At 71.8% G+C, this 16,420-nt stretch carries 17 protein-coding genes; 11 read left to right on the top strand and 6 right to left on the bottom strand.

Annotation, left to right across the window (positions count from 1 at the left end):
* The first annotated feature begins 88 nt into the window (after positions 1 to 88).
* From malA to EXE44_RS04340, 3 genes are all read left to right on the top strand, one after another.
* Positions 89 to 2,194 (top strand): alpha-amylase MalA, encoded by a 2,106-nt coding sequence (malA, locus tag EXE44_RS04350; RefSeq protein WP_137716121.1) that lies wholly within the window; start codon positions 89 to 91, stop codon positions 2,192 to 2,194.
* A gap of 148 nt (positions 2,195 to 2,342) precedes the next feature.
* On the top strand, positions 2,343 to 3,833 hold the full coding sequence (malQ, locus tag EXE44_RS04345) for a 4-alpha-glucanotransferase (RefSeq protein WP_137716120.1): 1,491 nt from the start codon (positions 2,343 to 2,345) through the stop codon (positions 3,831 to 3,833).
* Positions 3,834 to 3,836: 3 nt separating this feature from the next.
* Positions 3,837 to 4,865 carry a sodium:calcium antiporter gene (locus EXE44_RS04340; protein WP_137716119.1) on the top strand — a complete coding sequence of 343 codons (1,029 nt, stop codon included), beginning with the start codon at positions 3,837 to 3,839 and terminating at the stop codon, positions 4,863 to 4,865.
* Between the two features lie 47 nt (positions 4,866 to 4,912).
* Here EXE44_RS04340 and EXE44_RS04335 read toward each other — a convergent pair whose 3' ends face one another.
* Positions 4,913 to 5,125 (bottom strand): PLDc N-terminal domain-containing protein, encoded by a 213-nt coding sequence (locus EXE44_RS04335; protein ID WP_137716118.1) that lies wholly within the window; start codon positions 5,123 to 5,125, stop codon positions 4,913 to 4,915.
* 88 nt (positions 5,126 to 5,213) lie between these two features.
* On the opposite strand from EXE44_RS04335, the gene EXE44_RS04330 reads away from it, so the two are divergent.
* The 6 genes from EXE44_RS04330 (at position 5,214) to EXE44_RS04305 (ending at position 10,086) form a co-directional block, all read left to right on the top strand.
* Positions 5,214 to 5,546, top strand: coding sequence for a hypothetical protein (locus EXE44_RS04330; protein ID WP_137716117.1), 333 nt, complete (start codon positions 5,214 to 5,216; stop codon positions 5,544 to 5,546).
* Between the two features lie 87 nt (positions 5,547 to 5,633).
* Complete coding sequence (locus EXE44_RS04325) at positions 5,634 to 6,947, top strand: Zn-dependent hydrolase (protein WP_137716116.1); 1,314 nt, start codon at positions 5,634 to 5,636, stop codon at positions 6,945 to 6,947.
* Between the two features lie 73 nt (positions 6,948 to 7,020).
* Entirely contained in the window at positions 7,021 to 7,977 is a 957-nt protein-coding gene (locus EXE44_RS04320) for a mechanosensitive ion channel family protein (protein WP_137716115.1), read from the top strand.
* Positions 7,978 to 8,255: 278 nt separating this feature from the next.
* Positions 8,256 to 9,311 (top strand): transcription initiation factor IIB family protein, encoded by a 1,056-nt coding sequence (locus EXE44_RS04315; protein ID WP_137716114.1) that lies wholly within the window; start codon positions 8,256 to 8,258, stop codon positions 9,309 to 9,311.
* Positions 9,312 to 9,435: 124 nt separating this feature from the next.
* Positions 9,436 to 9,615 (top strand): hypothetical protein, encoded by a 180-nt coding sequence (locus EXE44_RS04310; RefSeq protein ID WP_096392845.1) that lies wholly within the window; start codon positions 9,436 to 9,438, stop codon positions 9,613 to 9,615.
* Positions 9,616 to 9,852: 237 nt separating this feature from the next.
* Positions 9,853 to 10,086, top strand: coding sequence for a UPF0058 family protein (locus tag EXE44_RS04305; protein WP_004598519.1), 234 nt, complete (start codon positions 9,853 to 9,855; stop codon positions 10,084 to 10,086).
* Between the two features lie 119 nt (positions 10,087 to 10,205).
* Here the strand turns inward: EXE44_RS04305 and EXE44_RS04300 are convergent, their stop codons facing one another.
* Entirely contained in the window at positions 10,206 to 10,646 is a 441-nt protein-coding gene (locus tag EXE44_RS04300; protein ID WP_137716113.1) for a DUF555 domain-containing protein, read from the bottom strand.
* A 139-nt stretch (positions 10,647 to 10,785) separates the two neighbouring features.
* Positions 10,786 to 11,712 (bottom strand): DNA-3-methyladenine glycosylase, encoded by a 927-nt coding sequence (locus tag EXE44_RS04295; RefSeq protein WP_137716112.1) that lies wholly within the window; start codon positions 11,710 to 11,712, stop codon positions 10,786 to 10,788.
* A gap of 93 nt (positions 11,713 to 11,805) precedes the next feature.
* Between EXE44_RS04295 and EXE44_RS04290 the strand changes: the two genes are divergently transcribed.
* Positions 11,806 to 12,306: an SRPBCC family protein gene (locus EXE44_RS04290; protein WP_137716111.1), complete on the top strand. Its 501-nt coding sequence runs from the start codon at positions 11,806 to 11,808 to the stop codon at positions 12,304 to 12,306.
* A gap of 30 nt (positions 12,307 to 12,336) precedes the next feature.
* Here EXE44_RS04290 and EXE44_RS04285 read toward each other — a convergent pair whose 3' ends face one another.
* Both EXE44_RS04285 and EXE44_RS04280 read right to left on the bottom strand, forming a co-directional pair.
* Entirely contained in the window at positions 12,337 to 13,911 is a 1,575-nt protein-coding gene (locus EXE44_RS04285; RefSeq protein ID WP_137716110.1) for a HAMP domain-containing sensor histidine kinase, read from the bottom strand.
* 60 nt (positions 13,912 to 13,971) lie between these two features.
* On the bottom strand, positions 13,972 to 14,859 hold the full coding sequence (locus EXE44_RS04280; RefSeq protein ID WP_137716109.1) for a DMT family transporter: 888 nt from the start codon (positions 14,857 to 14,859) through the stop codon (positions 13,972 to 13,974).
* Positions 14,860 to 15,000: 141 nt separating this feature from the next.
* Between EXE44_RS04280 and EXE44_RS04275 the strand changes: the two genes are divergently transcribed.
* A complete protein-coding gene (locus tag EXE44_RS04275; RefSeq protein ID WP_137716108.1) occupies positions 15,001 to 15,303 on the top strand; it encodes a hypothetical protein in 303 nt (100 codons plus the stop codon).
* A gap of 24 nt (positions 15,304 to 15,327) precedes the next feature.
* Here the strand turns inward: EXE44_RS04275 and EXE44_RS04270 are convergent, their stop codons facing one another.
* The gene (locus EXE44_RS04270; RefSeq protein WP_241991791.1) at positions 15,328 to 16,161 is read right to left on the bottom strand and encodes a hypothetical protein; all 834 of its coding nucleotides are present in this window, start codon (positions 16,159 to 16,161) and stop codon (positions 15,328 to 15,330) included.
* Between the last annotated feature and the right edge of the window lie 259 nt (positions 16,162 to 16,420).

The raw sequence follows: 16,420 nt of genomic DNA, 5'->3' as shown, positions 1-16,420 counted from the left end.
CGGCGGGTAACCGCGCGGCGAGCGGCGCCGCGGCGCGGTCACCGCCACAAGAGCAACACCGAAGGCCCCGGGCGTCGATGGCCGTCACATGCACCACCCCGGACCCCCGCGCTTCCTCGCGACCGGCGAGCGGACGGAGCTTGCGCCGAGAGATCCGAACCCGGACGGCGCGTACGCGTGGCGCATCGCCGACGCGCCGCCCGACAGCGAGGCGACCGTCGGCGACGGCCCCGTGACCGGGTTCACGCCCGACGTTCCGGGGCGCTACCTGCTCGGCCTCGACGCCCCGGACGGCGACCACCTCCTCACCGTCCGCGCGTTCCCGGCGAGCTACGAGGGCGTCGACGTCGCGGGCGGGAGCGGGACCGCGATCCGCGACCGGGACGCGGACGACGCGCCGCGCGACTACGCCGCGCAGGGGCGACACGAGGGGGTCGGCCGACCGCGCGTGCGGGTCGACGCGAGCGTCGCGTTCGACGGGGACGCGGCTGGGGCGGGCGAACACGCCGGAGAGGCGGTGTTCACCGCGGTCCCCTCGCCGAACCCGGAATCCTCGCTCGACGCCGACGACCTGACCGTGACGTTCGTCGTCGACGACCGCGACGTGGCAGACGCGGTCGCGGCGGGCCGCACGAACCCGCGGGACGCGCTCCGCACGAGCGAGGACGGTCGCGAGCTCCGCGTACCCCTCGACGCGGTGCCGGACCGGCTCCGGGTACACGCCGTCGCGGTCGCGCGGGACCCGGGCGAGGACCCGCGCGTGAGCGTCGCCGACGCGGCGGCCGTCGAGCGCGCCGCGGGCGACCGGGCCGCGGCCGACGAGGCTGGGGGAAGCGAGGCCGTGCGGGTCCCGGACGCGCCCGACTTCGAGACGGTGCGGCTCAACGACCCGCCCGAGTGGACCCGCGAGGCCTCGGTCTACGAGGTGTTCGTCCGCACCTTCGCGGACGCCGACGAGGGCGAGGCGTTCGACGCCATCGCCGAGCGGATCCCGCGTATCGCCGACCTCGGCGTGGACACGCTGTGGCTCACCCCGGTCCTCGGCCACGACGGGAAGCCGCACGGCTACAACATCGTCGACTTCTTCGACACCGCCGAGGACCTCGGCGAGCGCGAGGACTTCGAGGCGCTCGTCGAGACCGCCCACGACCACGGGATGCGCGTGCTGTTCGACTTCGTCGCCAACCACACCGCGCGCGAGCACGAGTGGTTCCGGGACGCCTACCAGAACCCCGAGTCGCCGTACCGCGACCGCTACGAGTGGCAGGAGTCGGGCGAGCCGGGCACCTACTTCGACTGGGAGCTGATCGCGAACCTCAATCACGCGAACCTCGACGTGCGGCGGTTCCTGCTCGACGTGGTCGACGAGTGGGCGCCGCTCGTCGACGGGTTCCGCTGCGACATGGCGTGGGCGGTCCCCGACTCCTTCTGGCGGGAGCTCCGCGACCGCGTGAAAGACGTCGATCGGGAGTTCCTCCTGATGGACGAGACGATCCCGTACATCCCCGGCTTCCACGAGGGGATGTTCGACGTCCACTTCGACGCGACGCTGTACTTCCAGCTCCGGCAGATCGGACGGGGGGCGGCGCCCGCGGAGTCCGTCCTCGACGCGGTCGGCCAGCGCGCCGAGATCGGGTTCCCGGACCACGCCGAGTTCCTCCAGTACATCGAGAACCACGACGAGACGCGCTACCGCGTCGAGTGCGGCGACGCGGCCGCGGCCGCGGCGGGCGCGGCGATCATGACGCTGCCGGGCGTCCCGATGGTGTACGCCGGCCAGGAGATCGGGCAGCGCGGGCGCCGCGACGCGATCGCGTGGGACCACGCGCGCGAGGAGGTCCGCGAGCGCTACGAGCGCCTGCTCGCGGTCCGCCGGGACCACCCCGCGCTCGGGCCGGCCGGCGACCTCTCGCGCGTCGACTACCACGTCGCGAGCGGCGACCTCTCGGAGGAGCCGGTCGTCGCCAGCGGCGACGCCCACCCGGACGACGTGGTGGCGTTCCGACGGCGCGACGGCGACGACGACCTCGTCGTCGTCCTCAACTTCGCGCCGGTCGACGCGAGCGTCGCGGTCGACCTCGACCACGGGGAGCGCGACCTCGTCACCGGCGAGGACTGCCTCGTCGAGGACGGCGAGGGCACGGAGCGGATCCGCGTCGACGAGGTGGCGGTGGTTCCGGTCGCCGGGGAGTGAGCGGCTGCCCGGTCGCCGAGAAGTGAGCGGTCGCCCGGCCGCCGGGGAGTGAGCGGCCGCCCCGCCGCCGGTTCCGCCCCGGCAGTCGAACCCGGGCGCGACCCGGCCGGACGCAACGCTTGAGTCGGTGGGGATCGCAGGGGGCCGTATGCGATTCGACCGCTCCGACGCCGTCTTCTGTCACGTCACCTCGCTGCCGGGGGCGTACGGGATCGGCGACCTCGGCGAGGGCGCGCGCGACTTCCTCTCGTTCCTCGGCGACGCCGGCGTCGACCACTGGCAGATCTGTCCGTTCGGGCCGACGCTCTCCGTGGCCGGGGAGTCGCCGTACCAGTCGCCGTCGGCGTTCGCCGGCAACCCGCTGTTCGTCGACCCCGACGGGCTCGTCGCGGACGGGTGGCTCGACGAGGGCGACCTGACGCCGGTCCCCGACTTCCCGACCGACCGCGTCGACTACGACGCGGTCCGCGAGTACAAGCTCCCGCTGTTGCGGACCGCCTTCGACCGGTTCGAGGAGCGGGCGACGGAGGCGGACCGCGCGGCGCTCGACGAGTTCCGCGAGCGCGAGCTGTGGCTCGCCGACTACGCGCTGTTCCGCGCGCTCTCCGACGCGCGCCCGGAGGACGTCTGGACCGACTGGCCCGCGCCGCTGCGGACGCGAGACCCCGAGGCGCTGGCCGAGGCGCGCGACGAGCACGCCCGCGAGATCCGGTTCCGCGAGTTCGTCCAGTGGACGTTCGACCGCCAGTGGCGCGATCTGCGGGCGGTCGCGGCCGAGGAGGAGGTGTCTATCGTCGGCGACGTGCCCATCTACGTCGCGCTCGACTCCGCCGACGTGTGGGCGAGCCCGGAGGCGTTCCGACTCGACGAGGGGAACCGCCCGACTGCGGTCGCCGGCGTCCCGCCGAACGCGGGCGACGACGGGCAGCGGTGGGGGAACCCGCTGTACGACTGGGAGCACCTCGCCGAGTCGGGGTACGACTGGTGGCTCGACCGGTTCCGCCGGCTGTTCGAGCTCGCGGACGTGGCGCGGCTCGACCACTTCCTCGGGTTCGCGAAGTACTGGGCGATCCCGGCCGACAGCGACGACCCCGCGGACGGCGAGTGGCGCGACGGGCCGGGCCGGGACCTGTTCGAGACGGTGGAGCGCGAACTGGGCGAGGCCCCCTTCATCGCGGAGGACCTCGGGTTCGAGGAGCCGGCGATGGAGGAGCTGATGGCGGAGTTCGGCTTCCCCGGGATGCGCGTCCCGCAGTACGCCGACTGGTGCGCGGAGGGGAACCAGTACCAGCCGATGCACTACGGCGAGGGCGTCGTCGGCTACACCTCGACGCACGACACGGACACCTGGGTCGGCTACTTCGAGGACCTCCCGGCCGAGCAGCGCGACTGCTTCCGGTACAACGTCGGCTCCGACCCCGAGGAGCCGCCCGAGTGGGCGATCATCGACGCGGTGTGGGGGTCGGACGCGATCCTCGCGGTGACGACGCTCCAGGACCTGCTCGGGCTCGGCAGCGACGCGCGGTTCAACGAGCCCGGCACGCTGGCCGGCAACTGGGAGTGGCGCGTCGCCCGCGACGCGCTCGACGACGAGATAGCGGACCGGCTCTGGGAGCTGGGCGGGCGACACGTCCGGTAGCCCGTGACGGGGATCCTCCCCGACGCGCCGGTCGTCCACGTCCTCGTGATCGCCGCGGCGACCGGGCTGATCTGGGTCGGGAGCGGCTGGCTGGAGGAGGCCGCCGAGACCCTCGCCGGCTACTACGGGCTGCCGGCCGTCGTCCAGGGTTCGGTCGTGGTCGCGGTCGGGTCGAGCTTCCCGGAGCTCGTGAGCGTCCTCGTCACCGCCTTCACCGGCGTCTTCGACATGGGCGTCGGGGCGCTCGTCGGGTCGGCCATCTTCAACGTCCTCGTGATCCCCGCGGTCGCCGGCCTCGGGGCCGAGGAGGAGCTGGAGGCCAACCGGGCGATCGTGTACAAGGAGGCGCAGTTCTACATGCTCGCGGTCTCGGCGCTGGTCGTGACGTTCGCGCTCGCGGTCATCTACTTCCCGGTGTCGACGGATCCGATCGTCGGGGAGCTGCCGCGCTCGCTCGCGGTCATCCCCCTCGGGCTGTACGGGCTCTACCTGTTCATCCAGTACCAGGACGTGGACGACGCGGCGGCGGAGCGCGTGCGCGACGGGGTCGACCTCCGGCGGGAGTGGGCGAAGCTGGCGGCGGGCCTCGGGCTCATCGTCGTCACGGTCGAGCGGCTGGTCGCGTCGGTCGAGTCGCTCGGCGCGGCCTTCGGCGTCCCGGAGTTCCTCGCCGGCGTCACGGTCGTCGCGGCGGCGACGAGCCTGCCGGACGCGCTGGTGAGCGTCCGGACGGCGCGCGACGACCGCGGCGCGACGAGCCTCGGCAACGTCCTCGGCTCGAACACCTTCGACCTGCTGGTCGCGATCCCGCTCGGCGTGCTGATCGTCGGCGCGGTCGAGGTGAACTTCTCGACGGCGGTGCCGATGTTCGGCGTCCTGACGGCCGCGACCGTCCTGCTGTTCGTGACGCTTCGGATGGGACTCGCGCTCGGCGAGCGCGAGTCGTACGCGCTGCTCGCGGCCTACGCGCTGTTCGTCGCGTGGGTCGTCGCCGAGACGGTCGGAGCGACGAGCGTGCTGAAGGGCGTGTGAGGGCCGGCGCGGGCGGTCACGCTACGCGGTCGCCGGGAGGCGACGCTTCAGTAGGAGTTCCGGCCGATGATGAGGTACAGCAGGATACCGAGGATCGGCGCGAAGAACACCACGAGCGCCCAGAGCACGGGCGGATGATCGCTTCGCGACTGCGCGTCCGAGTACGTCCACACGATCATCGCCAGGTGAACGACGAGGAAGACGAGGCTGATCAGCAGGGCGATCCCGGCGGCCGCACCCTGGAGGAGCAACGGGGACATACCGCTCGGAACCAGAACGGCCCCCGACAAGTGCTTTCGGATCCGCGCCCGGCGAAACCGCTTTTCGCGTCGAGTGCGAACGTTCCGCATGGTGAACGCGCTGCGCGCGCTCGGCGCCGCGAGCGAGTGCCTCGGGGTCGTGCTCCTGCTCGCGTGGTGGCGAGTGGCCGGCGGCGAGGTCCGGGCCGCCCCGTTCGCGGTCGGCTTCGCGGCCGGCTACCTCTACCGGCACGCGCGGACGGTCGCGGGCTGTCGGCGGCTCCGGGGCGGCCCGGGGCGGACCGTCGGCGTCGCGCTGGCGTGGGGGGCGCTCGGGGTCGCCGTCGGGCGCTCGGTCGACGGCCCGGCGGCGAAGCGCTCGTTCGCCGCCGGCCTCGGAGCGGGGTCGGCCGGCTACTGGCTCGCGCGGCGGAACGAGTGACTGCGCGGCGCAGGCGGGGAACGGCGGCGCCGCCGAGCGCCCGGCCGGAGCCCGAACCGTTTTGATCCCGCGGCACCCGGTGCCGGTATGAACCTCCCAGTCGACGCGGACCGGCTCCGCGCGGACATCGAGGCGAACGCGGCGTTCGGCCGGGTCGAGACGGACGACCCCGACGCGCACGCGCGAACGAACCGAACGGGGACCGAGGCCAACCGGGAGGCCCGGGACCGGCTGGTCGCGCGCCTCCGCGACGCCGGCCTTGACGTGACCGTCGACGCCGTCGGGAACGTCCTCGGCACGTGGACCCCCGAGAGCGCCGACCCGGACGCCGCCCCGGTCGTCTCCGGGAGCCACCTCGACAGCGTCCCCGAGGGCGGCATCTTCGACGGGCCGCTCGGGGTGTACGCCGCGCTGGAGGCCGTCCGCGCGATGCGGGACGAGGGCGTCGAACCGGAGCGCCCGGTCGGGGTCGTGAGCTTCACCGAGGAGGAGGGTGGCACCTTCGGCAACGGCCTGCTGGGGTCGACCGTCGCGACCGGCGAGCTGGCGCTCGACGAGGCGCTCGCGCTGTCGGACGGCGACGGGGAGACGCTCGGCGAGGCGCTCGACCGGATCGGTTACCGCGGCGGGGACGCGGTCGACGCCGCCACGCCGACCGACGCGGAGGGCGCGCCGACGACGGTAGACCCCGCGTCGTGGGGGGCGTTCTACGAGCTCCACGTCGAGCAGGACACGACGCTGGAGGCTGCGGGCGCGGCGGCCGGCGTCGTGACGACGATCACCGGGATCACCCACTGCGAGGCGACGATCGACGGGGAGGCGAACCACGCGGGCGCGACCCCGATGGACGAGCGGACGGACGCGCTGGCGGCCGCCAGCGAGTTCGTGCTGGACGTCGAGCGCGCCGCGAACGAGGTCGTCGCGTCGTCGTCGCCCTCGGCCGTCGGCACGGTCGGGTCGCTGTCGGTCGCGCCGAACGCGACGAACGTGGTCCCCGGGCGCGTCGAGGCGGGCGTCGACGTGCGCGACGTGGAGGCCGAGTCGATGGAGGCGATCGTCGACGCCGCGCGCGACTCGCTGGCGCGGCTGGAGCGCGAGCGCGGGGTCGAGACCGCGTTCGACCGCCCGTTCGACGTGGCGCCGACGCCGATGAGCGACCGCCTCCGCGAGGCCGCCCACGAGACCGCCGACGCAGCGGGCCGGGAGGCGATCGATCTCCACTCCGGCGCCGCTCACGACGCGATGCGGGTCGCGCGCGTCACGGACGCGTCGCTGCTGTTCGCCCCGTCGCGCGACGGGATCTCGCACAACCCGCGCGAGTGGACCGACTGGGCCGACTGCGCCGCCGCGACCGAGGTGCTCGCCGGGGCGATGGCTCGCGTCGCCGTCGGCGACCGGTGACAGTCGCGGCCGAGGGAGACGCGCGGGACCGCGGGGGCACAACCGTTTTGCCGGTCGGCCGCGAGCGACGAGCGTGAGACGTCCACTCGGGTTCGCGTCGGTCGCGGTCGGACTGCTCGCCGGGATCGCCGGGACGGTCGCCGGCACGACCGACGCGCTCGCGACGTGGCCGCCGATCGGGGGGTACCCTGCTCCGGTGGTCGTGAGCCGGGCGCTGCTGGTCGTCGCCGTCGCGGGACTGGCGTACGGGAGCTACCTGCTCGCGGTCCGCGTGCTCACGCGGTCGGCCAGCAAGCGCCGGGCGCACAACGTCCGGAACCTGCTGCGGCTGGCGTTCGGGGTCGTCGGGACGGTGGCGACGCTCGCGGTGGCGACGGAGAACTGGCTCGGCCTCCTGTTCTCGCTCGGAGTCATCGGGTTCGCGGTCACCTTCGCGCTCCAGCAGCCGCTGCTGTCGCTGATCGCGTGGGTGTACATCGCCGTCAAGCAGCCGTTCGGCGTCGGCGACCGGGTCCGGATCGACGACGCGAAGGGCGACGTGATCGGCGTCGACTTCCTCGTGACGACGCTGTGGGAGATAAACGGGGAACTGGTGACGACGAACCAGCCCTCCGGGCGGGTGGTCACCGTCCCGAACAGCGTGGTCCTCTCGTCGAACGTCGTCAACTTCGGCGGCGGCGGGTCGCCGTACGTCTGGAACGAGGTCTCGGTTCAGGTCGCCTACGAGACGGACCTGGAGTTCGCGCGGTCGGTGATGATCGAGGAGGCGACCGACCTGGTCGGCGGGGAGATGGCGGAAGGCATCGCCGCCTACCGCGAGGCGCTCGCGGAGACGCCCGTCGAGCTGGAGGTCCACGACGGGCCGACGGTCAACGTCCGGCAGGAGGAGTCGTGGGTCGAGCTCCGGGTCCGGTACCTCACCCACCCGCGCCGCGGCCAGCGCGTGAAGAACCGCCTGTACGAGCGGATCCTCGACCGGTTCAACGACAGTCCGGACCGCGTCGCGTTCCCGGTGAGCCGCAACCGATAGGGGGCACCCCCCTTTCGGCTCGGACATATCGGCCACGGCGGTCGGGGAGTGAAGTATAAGTACGATCGCGCGGTTCGAGCGGCGGGACGGGCGTCGTCGCGATCGGGCCGCCCGGGGCGCCGTGACGGCCGTTTGCCCCCTCCAGAGGCGAATTTTGTCCTTCTCCGGCCGCCGCCAGCAGCGATATATTTATATTCTCTCGGCACTAACTACACGTTAACAGACTGGCGATTGCGGACCTCGCTGTATTTTCGTCGGGGGATCGTCGGAGCAAGCCCATGACAGAGACATACACCTACAGCGACGGCGGCACGGAACGAGACCGACTCGCGGACCGGGGCGACGCGTCCGCGACCGGCGAGCGCACCCGAACGAGGGACGCGGCGGGAGCGGAGTCGACGAGCGTCGACGAGCGCACGGAGGGCGAGCGCGAGCGGATCACCACCTGTCCGGAGTGCGACGGCCGGCTCGCCACGGACACGGAACACGGCGAGACGGTCTGCAGCGACTGCGGGCTCGTCGTCGAGGAGGACTCGGTCGACCGCGGCCCGGAGTGGCGCGCGTTCAACTCCGGCGAGCGCGACAGCAAGTCGCGGGTGGGCGCCCCCACGACGAACATGATGCACGACAAGGGGCTCTCGACGAACATCGGCTGGCAGGACAAAGACGCCTACGGCAAGTCGCTCACGGGGCGACAGCGGCGCCGGATGCAGCGGCTGCGGACCTGGAACGAGCGCTTCCGCACCCGCGACTCCAAGGAGCGCAACCTCAAGCAGGCGCTCGGCGAGATCGACCGCATGTCCAGCGCGCTGGGCCTCCCGGACACCGTCCGCGAGACCGCCTCGGTCATCTACCGCCGCGCGCTGAGCGAGAACCTGCTTCCGGGCCGTTCGATCGAGGGCGTCGCCACCGCGTCGCTGTACGCCGCCGCCCGGCAAGTGGGGAACCCCCGGAGCCTCGACGAGTTCACCGCGGTCTCCCGAGTCGAGAAGATGGAGCTCACCCGGACGTACCGCTACGTCATCCGCGAGCTCGGACTGCGCGTCCAGCCCGCGGACCCGACGAGTTACGTGCCCCGGTTCGTCTCGCGGCTCGACCTCTCCGAGGACACCGAGCGGCGCGCGCGCGAACTGCTCGACGACGCCGCGAACGCGGGGATCACCAGCGGCAAGTCGCCGGTCGGGCTCGCCGCGGCCGCCGTCTACGCCGCGGCGCTGCTGTCGAACGAGAAGGTGACCCAGAGCCAGGTGTCCGACGTCGCCGACGTCTCGGAGGTCACCATCCGGAACCGGTACAAGGAGCTGCTCGACGCGAGCGGCACCGTGAGCGCCTGAGCGGGCGACGACGATCGAACCGGCCGTGGGACCGGCCCGTCGAACCGACCGCGAGATCGACCCGCCGACAGTCGCGGATCGCCCGCCACACACGTTTTTAACGCGGCCGCCTGTACTGGGTGACATGGTTGACGCGTTCGTCAGACTCGTCTGTCCGGAGTGCGGCAAGGAGTGGCAGGACAACCCCGCCGAGCTTCAGGATCTGCGGTCCAACTTCAGCTGTTCGGCGTGTCACGCGACGCGCCGCCTGACGGAGTTCATGCGGACGGAACGCGACCTCGAGGCCGTCAAGCAGTTCCAGTAGCGCGCGCCGGCGACGACGACCGGCCCGCGACGCCGCGCCCTCCGATCGACGAGTGACCGACCCCCTAGCGACGCCCGTCGCTCGCGGGCCGGCGATCGCCGCGGACGGTCGTAAACGATCCTGATCGATCTATCGAGAATCCACTTCTCCGCGCCGCTACTCGCGAAATACGCGAACAGTATGGTAACGTGACTCAAGATAATAATATAAACCTCCGGTAGCAAAGGACTGGTACTCATGAAGAAGCAGGAGCTCATCCATCTTCACGGTCTCCTCGCGGAGGTACGAAAACAGTGCGAGTTCTGGGACGACGACGTCGACCTCGAAGCCTATGAAGAACTGGGCGTCAAGCCGACATCGATTCACAAGTCGAAGACCGACCACAAAGCCGCCGTTTTCAAGCTGACCGAGGGAATCACCGAGCCGATGGAGTCGTCCGAATCGGAGCCGCTGGCCCCGACGGCCGACTGAACCGTCTACTGCGCGCTACTCCTCGCCGACCGACCGTCCGCCGACTAGCGTCGCCGCCGTCCGTCGCACCGCGTCGTTCTCGCCCGCGGACCGTCGGTGCCGGAGACCGTTCTCGAGTCTCAGCGACCGTCAGCCGCCCCGTTCTCGTCGGGGTCGGACCCGTCGCCCGCCGACGCTGACGGCTCCTCGGCCGTCGGGGAGTCCTCCGGGCGGTCGCTCTCCTCGGGATCGATCTCGGTCACGGACAGCACTTTCAGCGGAATGTTACGGAGCCGCTTGCCGATCTCCTTGCGCGCGACGCGGCTGGCGTGTTCGTCGCGGTCGACGTTGAACACGTCCATCCGGAGTTCGAGGGCGACGAGCGCCTCGTCGGCCGCGACGAACGCCGGGTCGAGTTGCTCGCCGCTCGGCGACGTCCGCGTGCCGGTGTCGATCTCGACGTAGTTGAGGTCCGGATTGAGCATCTCGCCGGTCTTCGAGATGGCGATCCGGACCGCCTCGTCGGAGGTCTCCACGTCGTACACCGGGACCGCGGCCTCGACGACGACTCGACAGTCCATCACGTCCGAGCGTACCACGCGAACGAGTATCAAACTTCGGCCGGCCGCTTCTCGGCGGTCGACGCGGTCGGCGAGCGGGCGTCTCGCGGCCGCTCGTTCCTGCGGAGACGCCGGCCGCCCGCGGACGCGGGCCCGCCGCTCACTCCCCGCCGGCGCGGAGGTAGTAGAACACGTACGTCTGCGCGTAGCCGGCGAACTCGCCGCCGAACCGCTCGCGGATCGCCCGGGAGGTCGCCGCGTAGCTCCCGCGGTCGCAGTCGGGGTAGTACTCCTCGATTGTCGTGCGGATCCAGGTGTCGAGCGGCACCGCTTCGAGGAACCCCAGCGAGAACAACAGCACGCAGTCTGCGACCTTGTCCCCCACGCCGACGAACCGCGTGAGCGACTCCCGCGCCTCCTCGTAGGGGAGGTCGGCCGCCGCCAGCGGGTCGGCCTCGCCGCTCGCGACCATCTCCGCGGTGCGCTGGACGTACGGCGCCCGGTAGCCCAGGGAGAGGTCGCGGAGCTCCTCCTCGGTGCGCGCGGCCAGCTGATCCGGCGTCGGGAACGCTCGGTACGTCTCGTCGCCGAGCGCGACCGCGTCGCCGTACGTCTCCCGGAGCCGCCGCTGCATCCCGTGGATCCGCGCGACCCGCATCTGCGCCGAGCAGATGAAGGATATCAGACAGGGGAACACCGGGTCCCGGGTCAGCCGCATCCCCTCGTAGGCGTCGTAGGCCCGTTCCAGCAGCGGCAGGTCGGGCGTTGCGTCCAAGATCGCGTCGAGGTCGTCGTCGAGCCGGAGCAGGTGCGTCAACAGCGGCTCGGCGTCCGTCGACGCCTCCCATCGCAGCGTGCCGTCGTGGACGCCGCCCTCCTGTCTGACCCGGACGGCGACCCGTTCCTCCGTCACCCCGGGAATCGGGTCGACGACGGTCTCGTACCACGCGTCGCCGCCGTGGGCGTGAAGCTCGTCGTAGGTCTCGCCGTCCGCGCGGTTCCAGAGGTAGCTCTGTCCGCTCTCCAGGGTCGCCTGGAGATCGAACGGTCCAGCCAGGTCGCCGACGTCGATCGCCCCGCGTTCCATCGTCTCGTCTCACGCCGCCCGCGGACATGCGGGTTTCGGTCTCCGAACCGCCGCCGAGGACGGCTTTTTGTCCGCCCGCACCGTACCGCGGGTATGCCGACGTACAGGCGGACGACTCGGGTGCCGGCCCCGATCGAAGACGTGTGGGATTTTCACTCCACGGTCGACGGACTGCGAGAACTCACCCCGGACTGGATGCGTCTCCGCGTCGACGGCGTCGCGGGCCCGGACGGATCCCCCGACCCCGAGGTCCTCGTCGCGGGCTCGGAGATCGAGATGTCGGTCCGCCCGTTCGGGGCCGGACCGCGCCAGCGGTGGACCTCGCGGATCGCCGAGCGCGAGCCCGACGGCACGGCATCTCCGGAGCGCTCCGCCCGGTTCGTCGACGTGATGGAGGGCGGCCCGTTCCGACGGTGGGAACACACCCACGCGTTCTACGCCGACGGCGACGAGACGCTCCTCGTCGACACGGTCGCCTATCGGCTGCCGCTCGGCCCGCTGGGCGACGCGGTCGGGCCGATGGCGAAGGTGGGATTCGAGGGAATGTTCCGCGACCGGCACCGCCGGACCGTCGACCGGTTCACCGAGAACTGACCGAGTCGCGGGGACGCCGCCGACCAAGCGTTACGGCGTCGCGACCCGCGTCGCGTCCGCGTCGAAGGTGAGTTCGAAGACGGCGCCGTCGTCGTTCCTGACGTCGATGTCCCACTCGTGCGCCTCGACGATCCGGTCGACAATCGCCAGGCCGATGCCGGAGCTGTCGGCCGAGGAGACGCCCGAGTCGAACACCGTATCGGCGAGTTCAACAGGGATGCCGGGTCCGTCGTCGGCGACGTACATCCCGCCGACGTCGCCGCCGTCGGTGATCGGGCCGATCTCTATCGAGACCTCCGGGCCGCCGTGGTCGATCGCGTTCCGGAAGAGGTTCTCGAGCGCCTGCCGGAGTCGGCTCGGGTCCGCCTCGACGCGCCCGATCTCGTCGGCGATCGTGAGCGTCGCGTTGGGCGCGCGCACCGAGCCCCAGGCGTCCTCGGCGACGGCCGCGATCGGCACCGGCTCCGTGTCGCCGATCGCCTCGCCGCGGCGCGCGAGCATGAGCAGGTCGTCGATCAGCGTCTCCATGCGGTCGACCGCGCCGCTCATGGCGTCGTACCGCGACGGGGTAAGTTCGTCCTCGGAGAGCGACAGGTAGCCCGAGAGCACGTTCAACGGGTTCCGGAGGTCGTGCGAGACGACCGCGCTGAACTGTTCGAGCTGTTCCGCCTGTCTGCGGAGCGCCTCCCGGCGGTCGTTGCGCGCGATCGTGTGCGCGATCAGGTCGCCGAGGGTGCGGTACAGGCCCACCTCCTCGTCCGCCCAGACGCGGTAGTCGTCGGACTCGAACGCGACGATGCCGCTGAGCTCCCAGTCGACGACGAGGGGGACGTGGACCGTCGCCGGCGGCCCCGCGAGCCCCGCGTCGTCGTCGCCCTCGGAGTCGTCGGCGGCCGGGGCGGACCCGCGCGCGACGTTACCGAACGTCGACAGCAGGTCCGGATCCGGGAAGTCGTCGAACGGCCTCGGCGCCGGGTCGAACCCCTCGGGACACCAGTCGTAGGCGGGGACGAACTCGCCGTCCTCCTCGCGGTAACAGACGATCCGGTCGAGTTCGGCGTGTTCGCCGACGTTCTCCATCGTCCACTCGATCTTCGTGCCGACCTCGTCGGTGCGCGTGCTCATGAGCGTCGTCCCGGCGTCGAGCAACACCTCCGAGAGCCGGGCGACGCCGTCGTCCCCGAGCTTGACGCGGTCGGGGGTCATCTGACTCCGGATCCGCTCGGCGAGCGGGTCGACCGCGTCTTCTCCGGCGTGGCGACCGCGGTCGTCGGCCTCGACCACGTCGTCCACGTCGGCCGCCAACAGCGTTCGGATCGTCGCCGTCGACGCGTCCTCGACGAGCGCGATCACCGGCACGTGGGACGGGAGCGCGGCGAGTCCGTCCGCGACGCCGCCGTCCGTCGCGGCCGAGGCGGTGACGACGACTCCGCAGGTGCCTTCTAACGGCTCCTCGCCGTCTCGGTCGTCGCCGAAGTCATTGGGAGCGAGCGTCCGAAGTGACGGCCCGCCCGCGCCGTTCCACGCGGCCTCGACCGCACGGGCCACGCGTTCGCTGGCGCTCTCGTCGTCGCCAACGAACGCGACGACCGTTCGCCGGTCCATACCCGACCCACCCGTTCCGCGGTCTTGAACGTTTACCCCAAAATATCGGCGCTGAAAACGCTACGACGAGTTCGCCGTCGCGGTGACGTAGATACCCACGAGGACCACGCAGCCGCCGGCGACCGTCGCCGGAGTGGGCGTCTCCGACAGCAGCGCGGCCGCGAGCAGCGTCGCGCCGACCGGCTCGCCGAGCAGCGAGACGGAGACGACGCTCGACTCCAGGTGCGCGAGCGCCCAGTTGAGGACCGTGTGGCCGAGCAGCCCCGGCCCGACCGCGAGCCCGGCGAACAGGAGCCACTCCCGGGCGGGGTACCCCGTCAGCGGGTGGCCGGCGGCGAGCACGAACGCGAGCAGGACCACCACGCAGACGCCGTACACGACGGTGACGTAGGGGACCAACGAGATCCGCTGCCGCAGCGAGCGACCGGCCAAGACGTACCCCGCCGCGGCGACGGCACCGGCCAACGCCAACGCGTTGCCGTACAGCGGGCGCGGCCCGACCGCCACGCCCCCCAGGAAATCGCCGAGCGACATCGACGCCATCCCGGCCACGGCGACGGCGATGCCCGCGGCCATCCGCCGCGTGACGCGTTCGCGCAACAGCAGCCACGCGCCGACCGCGACGAACACCGGCTGCGCCTGGACGAGCGTCACGCTCGCGGCGACGCTCGTCCACCGGAGGCTCTCGAACCAGGCCGCGAAGTGGACCGCGAGCGCGACGCCGGACAGCACCGCGAACGCGAGGTCGCGCGACCGGATCCGGCCGAACTCCCCGCGGTACCGCCACGCCGCCACCGAGGCCAGCGGGAGGGTCGTGAACAGCACTCGGTAGAACGCGGCGACCGAGCTCGGCGCGTCGCTCAGGCGGACGAGGATCGCGCCCGCGCTCACCGCGACGACCGCCGCCGCGAGCCCCGCCTTCGGCGACACCGCTGGCTTCGAACTCATCGAGTTTCCGACCCTTCGAGCGGGGGGCGCTTACCGGTTTCGAGAGCCGAGCGTGCGGGCCGGCGCGGTCGCCGTCGCCGTCGCGTCCGCCGCCGAACCGACCCCGACGGTGATTTCACCCCCCGACGCGAACGACCGTCCATGTGTGCGGACACGTTCGGCGTCGGCATCCGCGTCGCCGAGACGGAGCTCCGAGTCGTCGTCGGCGTCCCCTCCGACATCGACGCCGGGTGGACCGATCCCGAGGCGTTCCAGTCGCTCGTCGCGGAGGCCGTCTGGGACCGGCTCGACAGACGACAGACGTTAGCCGCGGTCGACGCCCGGTACGACACCGGCGAGACCGCCGCCCTCGGGAGCGTGACGCTGGAGCCCGACGGCACCCTCGTGGAGACAGACCTCAGGCGCATCGCGGAAAACGACGAGCGGGTCGAAAACGACGGCTGACGCACCGAGCCGGGAGGCGATGTCTCACTCCTCGACGCCATCCGCTTCGAGCGCCGCGCCGATGGCCCACGTCCGATCCGGCCGGTACGCGGTGAGGTCGTACCGGGTCGGTCCCACCGTGTCCCCCCACGTTTCCAGCGCGCCGAGCGTGACCAACCCCGACAGGGTCGCCCCCAGCGTCCGCGGCGTCGTCTCCGGGTCGGTCAGCGCGGCGTGGACCTGCTTCGACTGCGGGTAGTTCCGGTCGCACGCCTCGATACCGCGCCTGGCCTCGGCCCAGTGACGACGGACGTACCCGAAGGTGGTGGGGTCGTCGCGCGAGAGCCGCTCGACCGCCGCCGTCGCGGCCGCGTCGGTGTCGACGACGGCCTCGACACGGGACAGCAGCTCGGCGGAGCACTCGGCGGAACAGCCGAGCAGGACGCGGTTCGCCTCGTCGGCGAAGCGCTCGCGGAGACGGTCCGCGAACGCGACCGCGGCGCCGACGCCCTCCCGCGCGGCGAGGGGCGCGAGGTCGTCGACCAACAGGTCGACCGTCCCCTCCGGAACGCCGTCGAAGTGATCGGCGACGGCGTCGAGCACGCGCTCGCTGTCGGCGTCACGGCCGAGCACCGTGTACGCGAGTCCGTTGTTCGGTACCACCTGCGTCGACGCGGCGGCCCCGCTCCGAGCGATGTCGTTCACGTCCACCGCCGCCTCCCGTGCCGGCGGCCCGGCCGCGGTTCGATCCCAACCCCTTCGCCACGCCTCGACGTCGGTTCCGAACAACACGGAGACGACGCGGTCCGAGACGACGCCGTCGCGGAGCGACGGCTCGTCGCCGCAGCACAGTCGAACCGCGTCGTCCGACCCGCCCATGATACCTTGACTTCAGCGACAGAAGTGATAAACTTACGGACGAAAGTATTAGTACTGATACGCTTCCGGCGAGACAATCTTCCACCCGACTCTCGAACGGCGCAGGGGCCGACGGAGGGTATCCTAGTCCGGCCGTCTCGATAGACGCGGGCTACACTATCGAGTCAGCGGTCGCCGAACCAGACGTGTCGCTGTCGCTCGTTGGATATGAAGAAAGCCCACGGACGCGCTGTCCGTGGGCTGTGATGGGAATGTTCCC

The organism is Halorubrum sp. SS7, assembly GCF_005435055.1.
GTDB classification, from domain to species: domain Archaea; phylum Halobacteriota; class Halobacteria; order Halobacteriales; family Haloferacaceae; genus Halorubrum; species Halorubrum salinarum.
Note: the sequence above shows the minus strand (reverse complement) of the source record. Positions and strands in the feature narration are given on the sequence as shown.

Excerpts from the sequence above, each read along its gene's own strand:
- EXE44_RS04330 (WP_137716117.1), top strand. The coding sequence starts at position 5,214 with ATGGTGAACGCGCTGCGCGCGCTCGGCGCCGCGAGCGAGTGCCTCGGG.
- malA (WP_137716121.1), top strand. The coding sequence starts at position 89 with ATGCACCACCCCGGACCCCCGCGCTTCCTCGCGACCGGCGAGCGGACG.
- malQ (WP_137716120.1), top strand. The coding sequence starts at position 2,343 with ATGCGATTCGACCGCTCCGACGCCGTCTTCTGTCACGTCACCTCGCTG.
- EXE44_RS04285 (WP_137716110.1), bottom strand. The coding sequence starts at position 13,911 with ATGGACCGGCGAACGGTCGTCGCGTTCGTTGGCGACGACGAGAGCGCC.
- EXE44_RS04270 (WP_241991791.1), bottom strand. The coding sequence starts at position 16,161 with ATGGGCGGGTCGGACGACGCGGTTCGACTGTGCTGCGGCGACGAGCCG.
- EXE44_RS04290 (WP_137716111.1), top strand. The coding sequence starts at position 11,806 with ATGCCGACGTACAGGCGGACGACTCGGGTGCCGGCCCCGATCGAAGAC.
- EXE44_RS04335 (WP_137716118.1), bottom strand. The coding sequence starts at position 5,125 with ATGTCCCCGTTGCTCCTCCAGGGTGCGGCCGCCGGGATCGCCCTGCTG.
- EXE44_RS04325 (WP_137716116.1), top strand. The coding sequence starts at position 5,634 with ATGAACCTCCCAGTCGACGCGGACCGGCTCCGCGCGGACATCGAGGCG.
- EXE44_RS04295 (WP_137716112.1), bottom strand. The coding sequence starts at position 11,712 with ATGGAACGCGGGGCGATCGACGTCGGCGACCTGGCTGGACCGTTCGAT.
- EXE44_RS04280 (WP_137716109.1), bottom strand. The coding sequence starts at position 14,859 with ATGAGTTCGAAGCCAGCGGTGTCGCCGAAGGCGGGGCTCGCGGCGGCG.
- EXE44_RS04300 (WP_137716113.1), bottom strand. The coding sequence starts at position 10,646 with ATGGACTGTCGAGTCGTCGTCGAGGCCGCGGTCCCGGTGTACGACGTG.
- EXE44_RS04310 (WP_096392845.1), top strand. The coding sequence starts at position 9,436 with ATGGTTGACGCGTTCGTCAGACTCGTCTGTCCGGAGTGCGGCAAGGAG.
- EXE44_RS04305 (WP_004598519.1), top strand. The coding sequence starts at position 9,853 with ATGAAGAAGCAGGAGCTCATCCATCTTCACGGTCTCCTCGCGGAGGTA.
- EXE44_RS04315 (WP_137716114.1), top strand. The coding sequence starts at position 8,256 with ATGACAGAGACATACACCTACAGCGACGGCGGCACGGAACGAGACCGA.
- EXE44_RS04275 (WP_137716108.1), top strand. The coding sequence starts at position 15,001 with ATGTGTGCGGACACGTTCGGCGTCGGCATCCGCGTCGCCGAGACGGAG.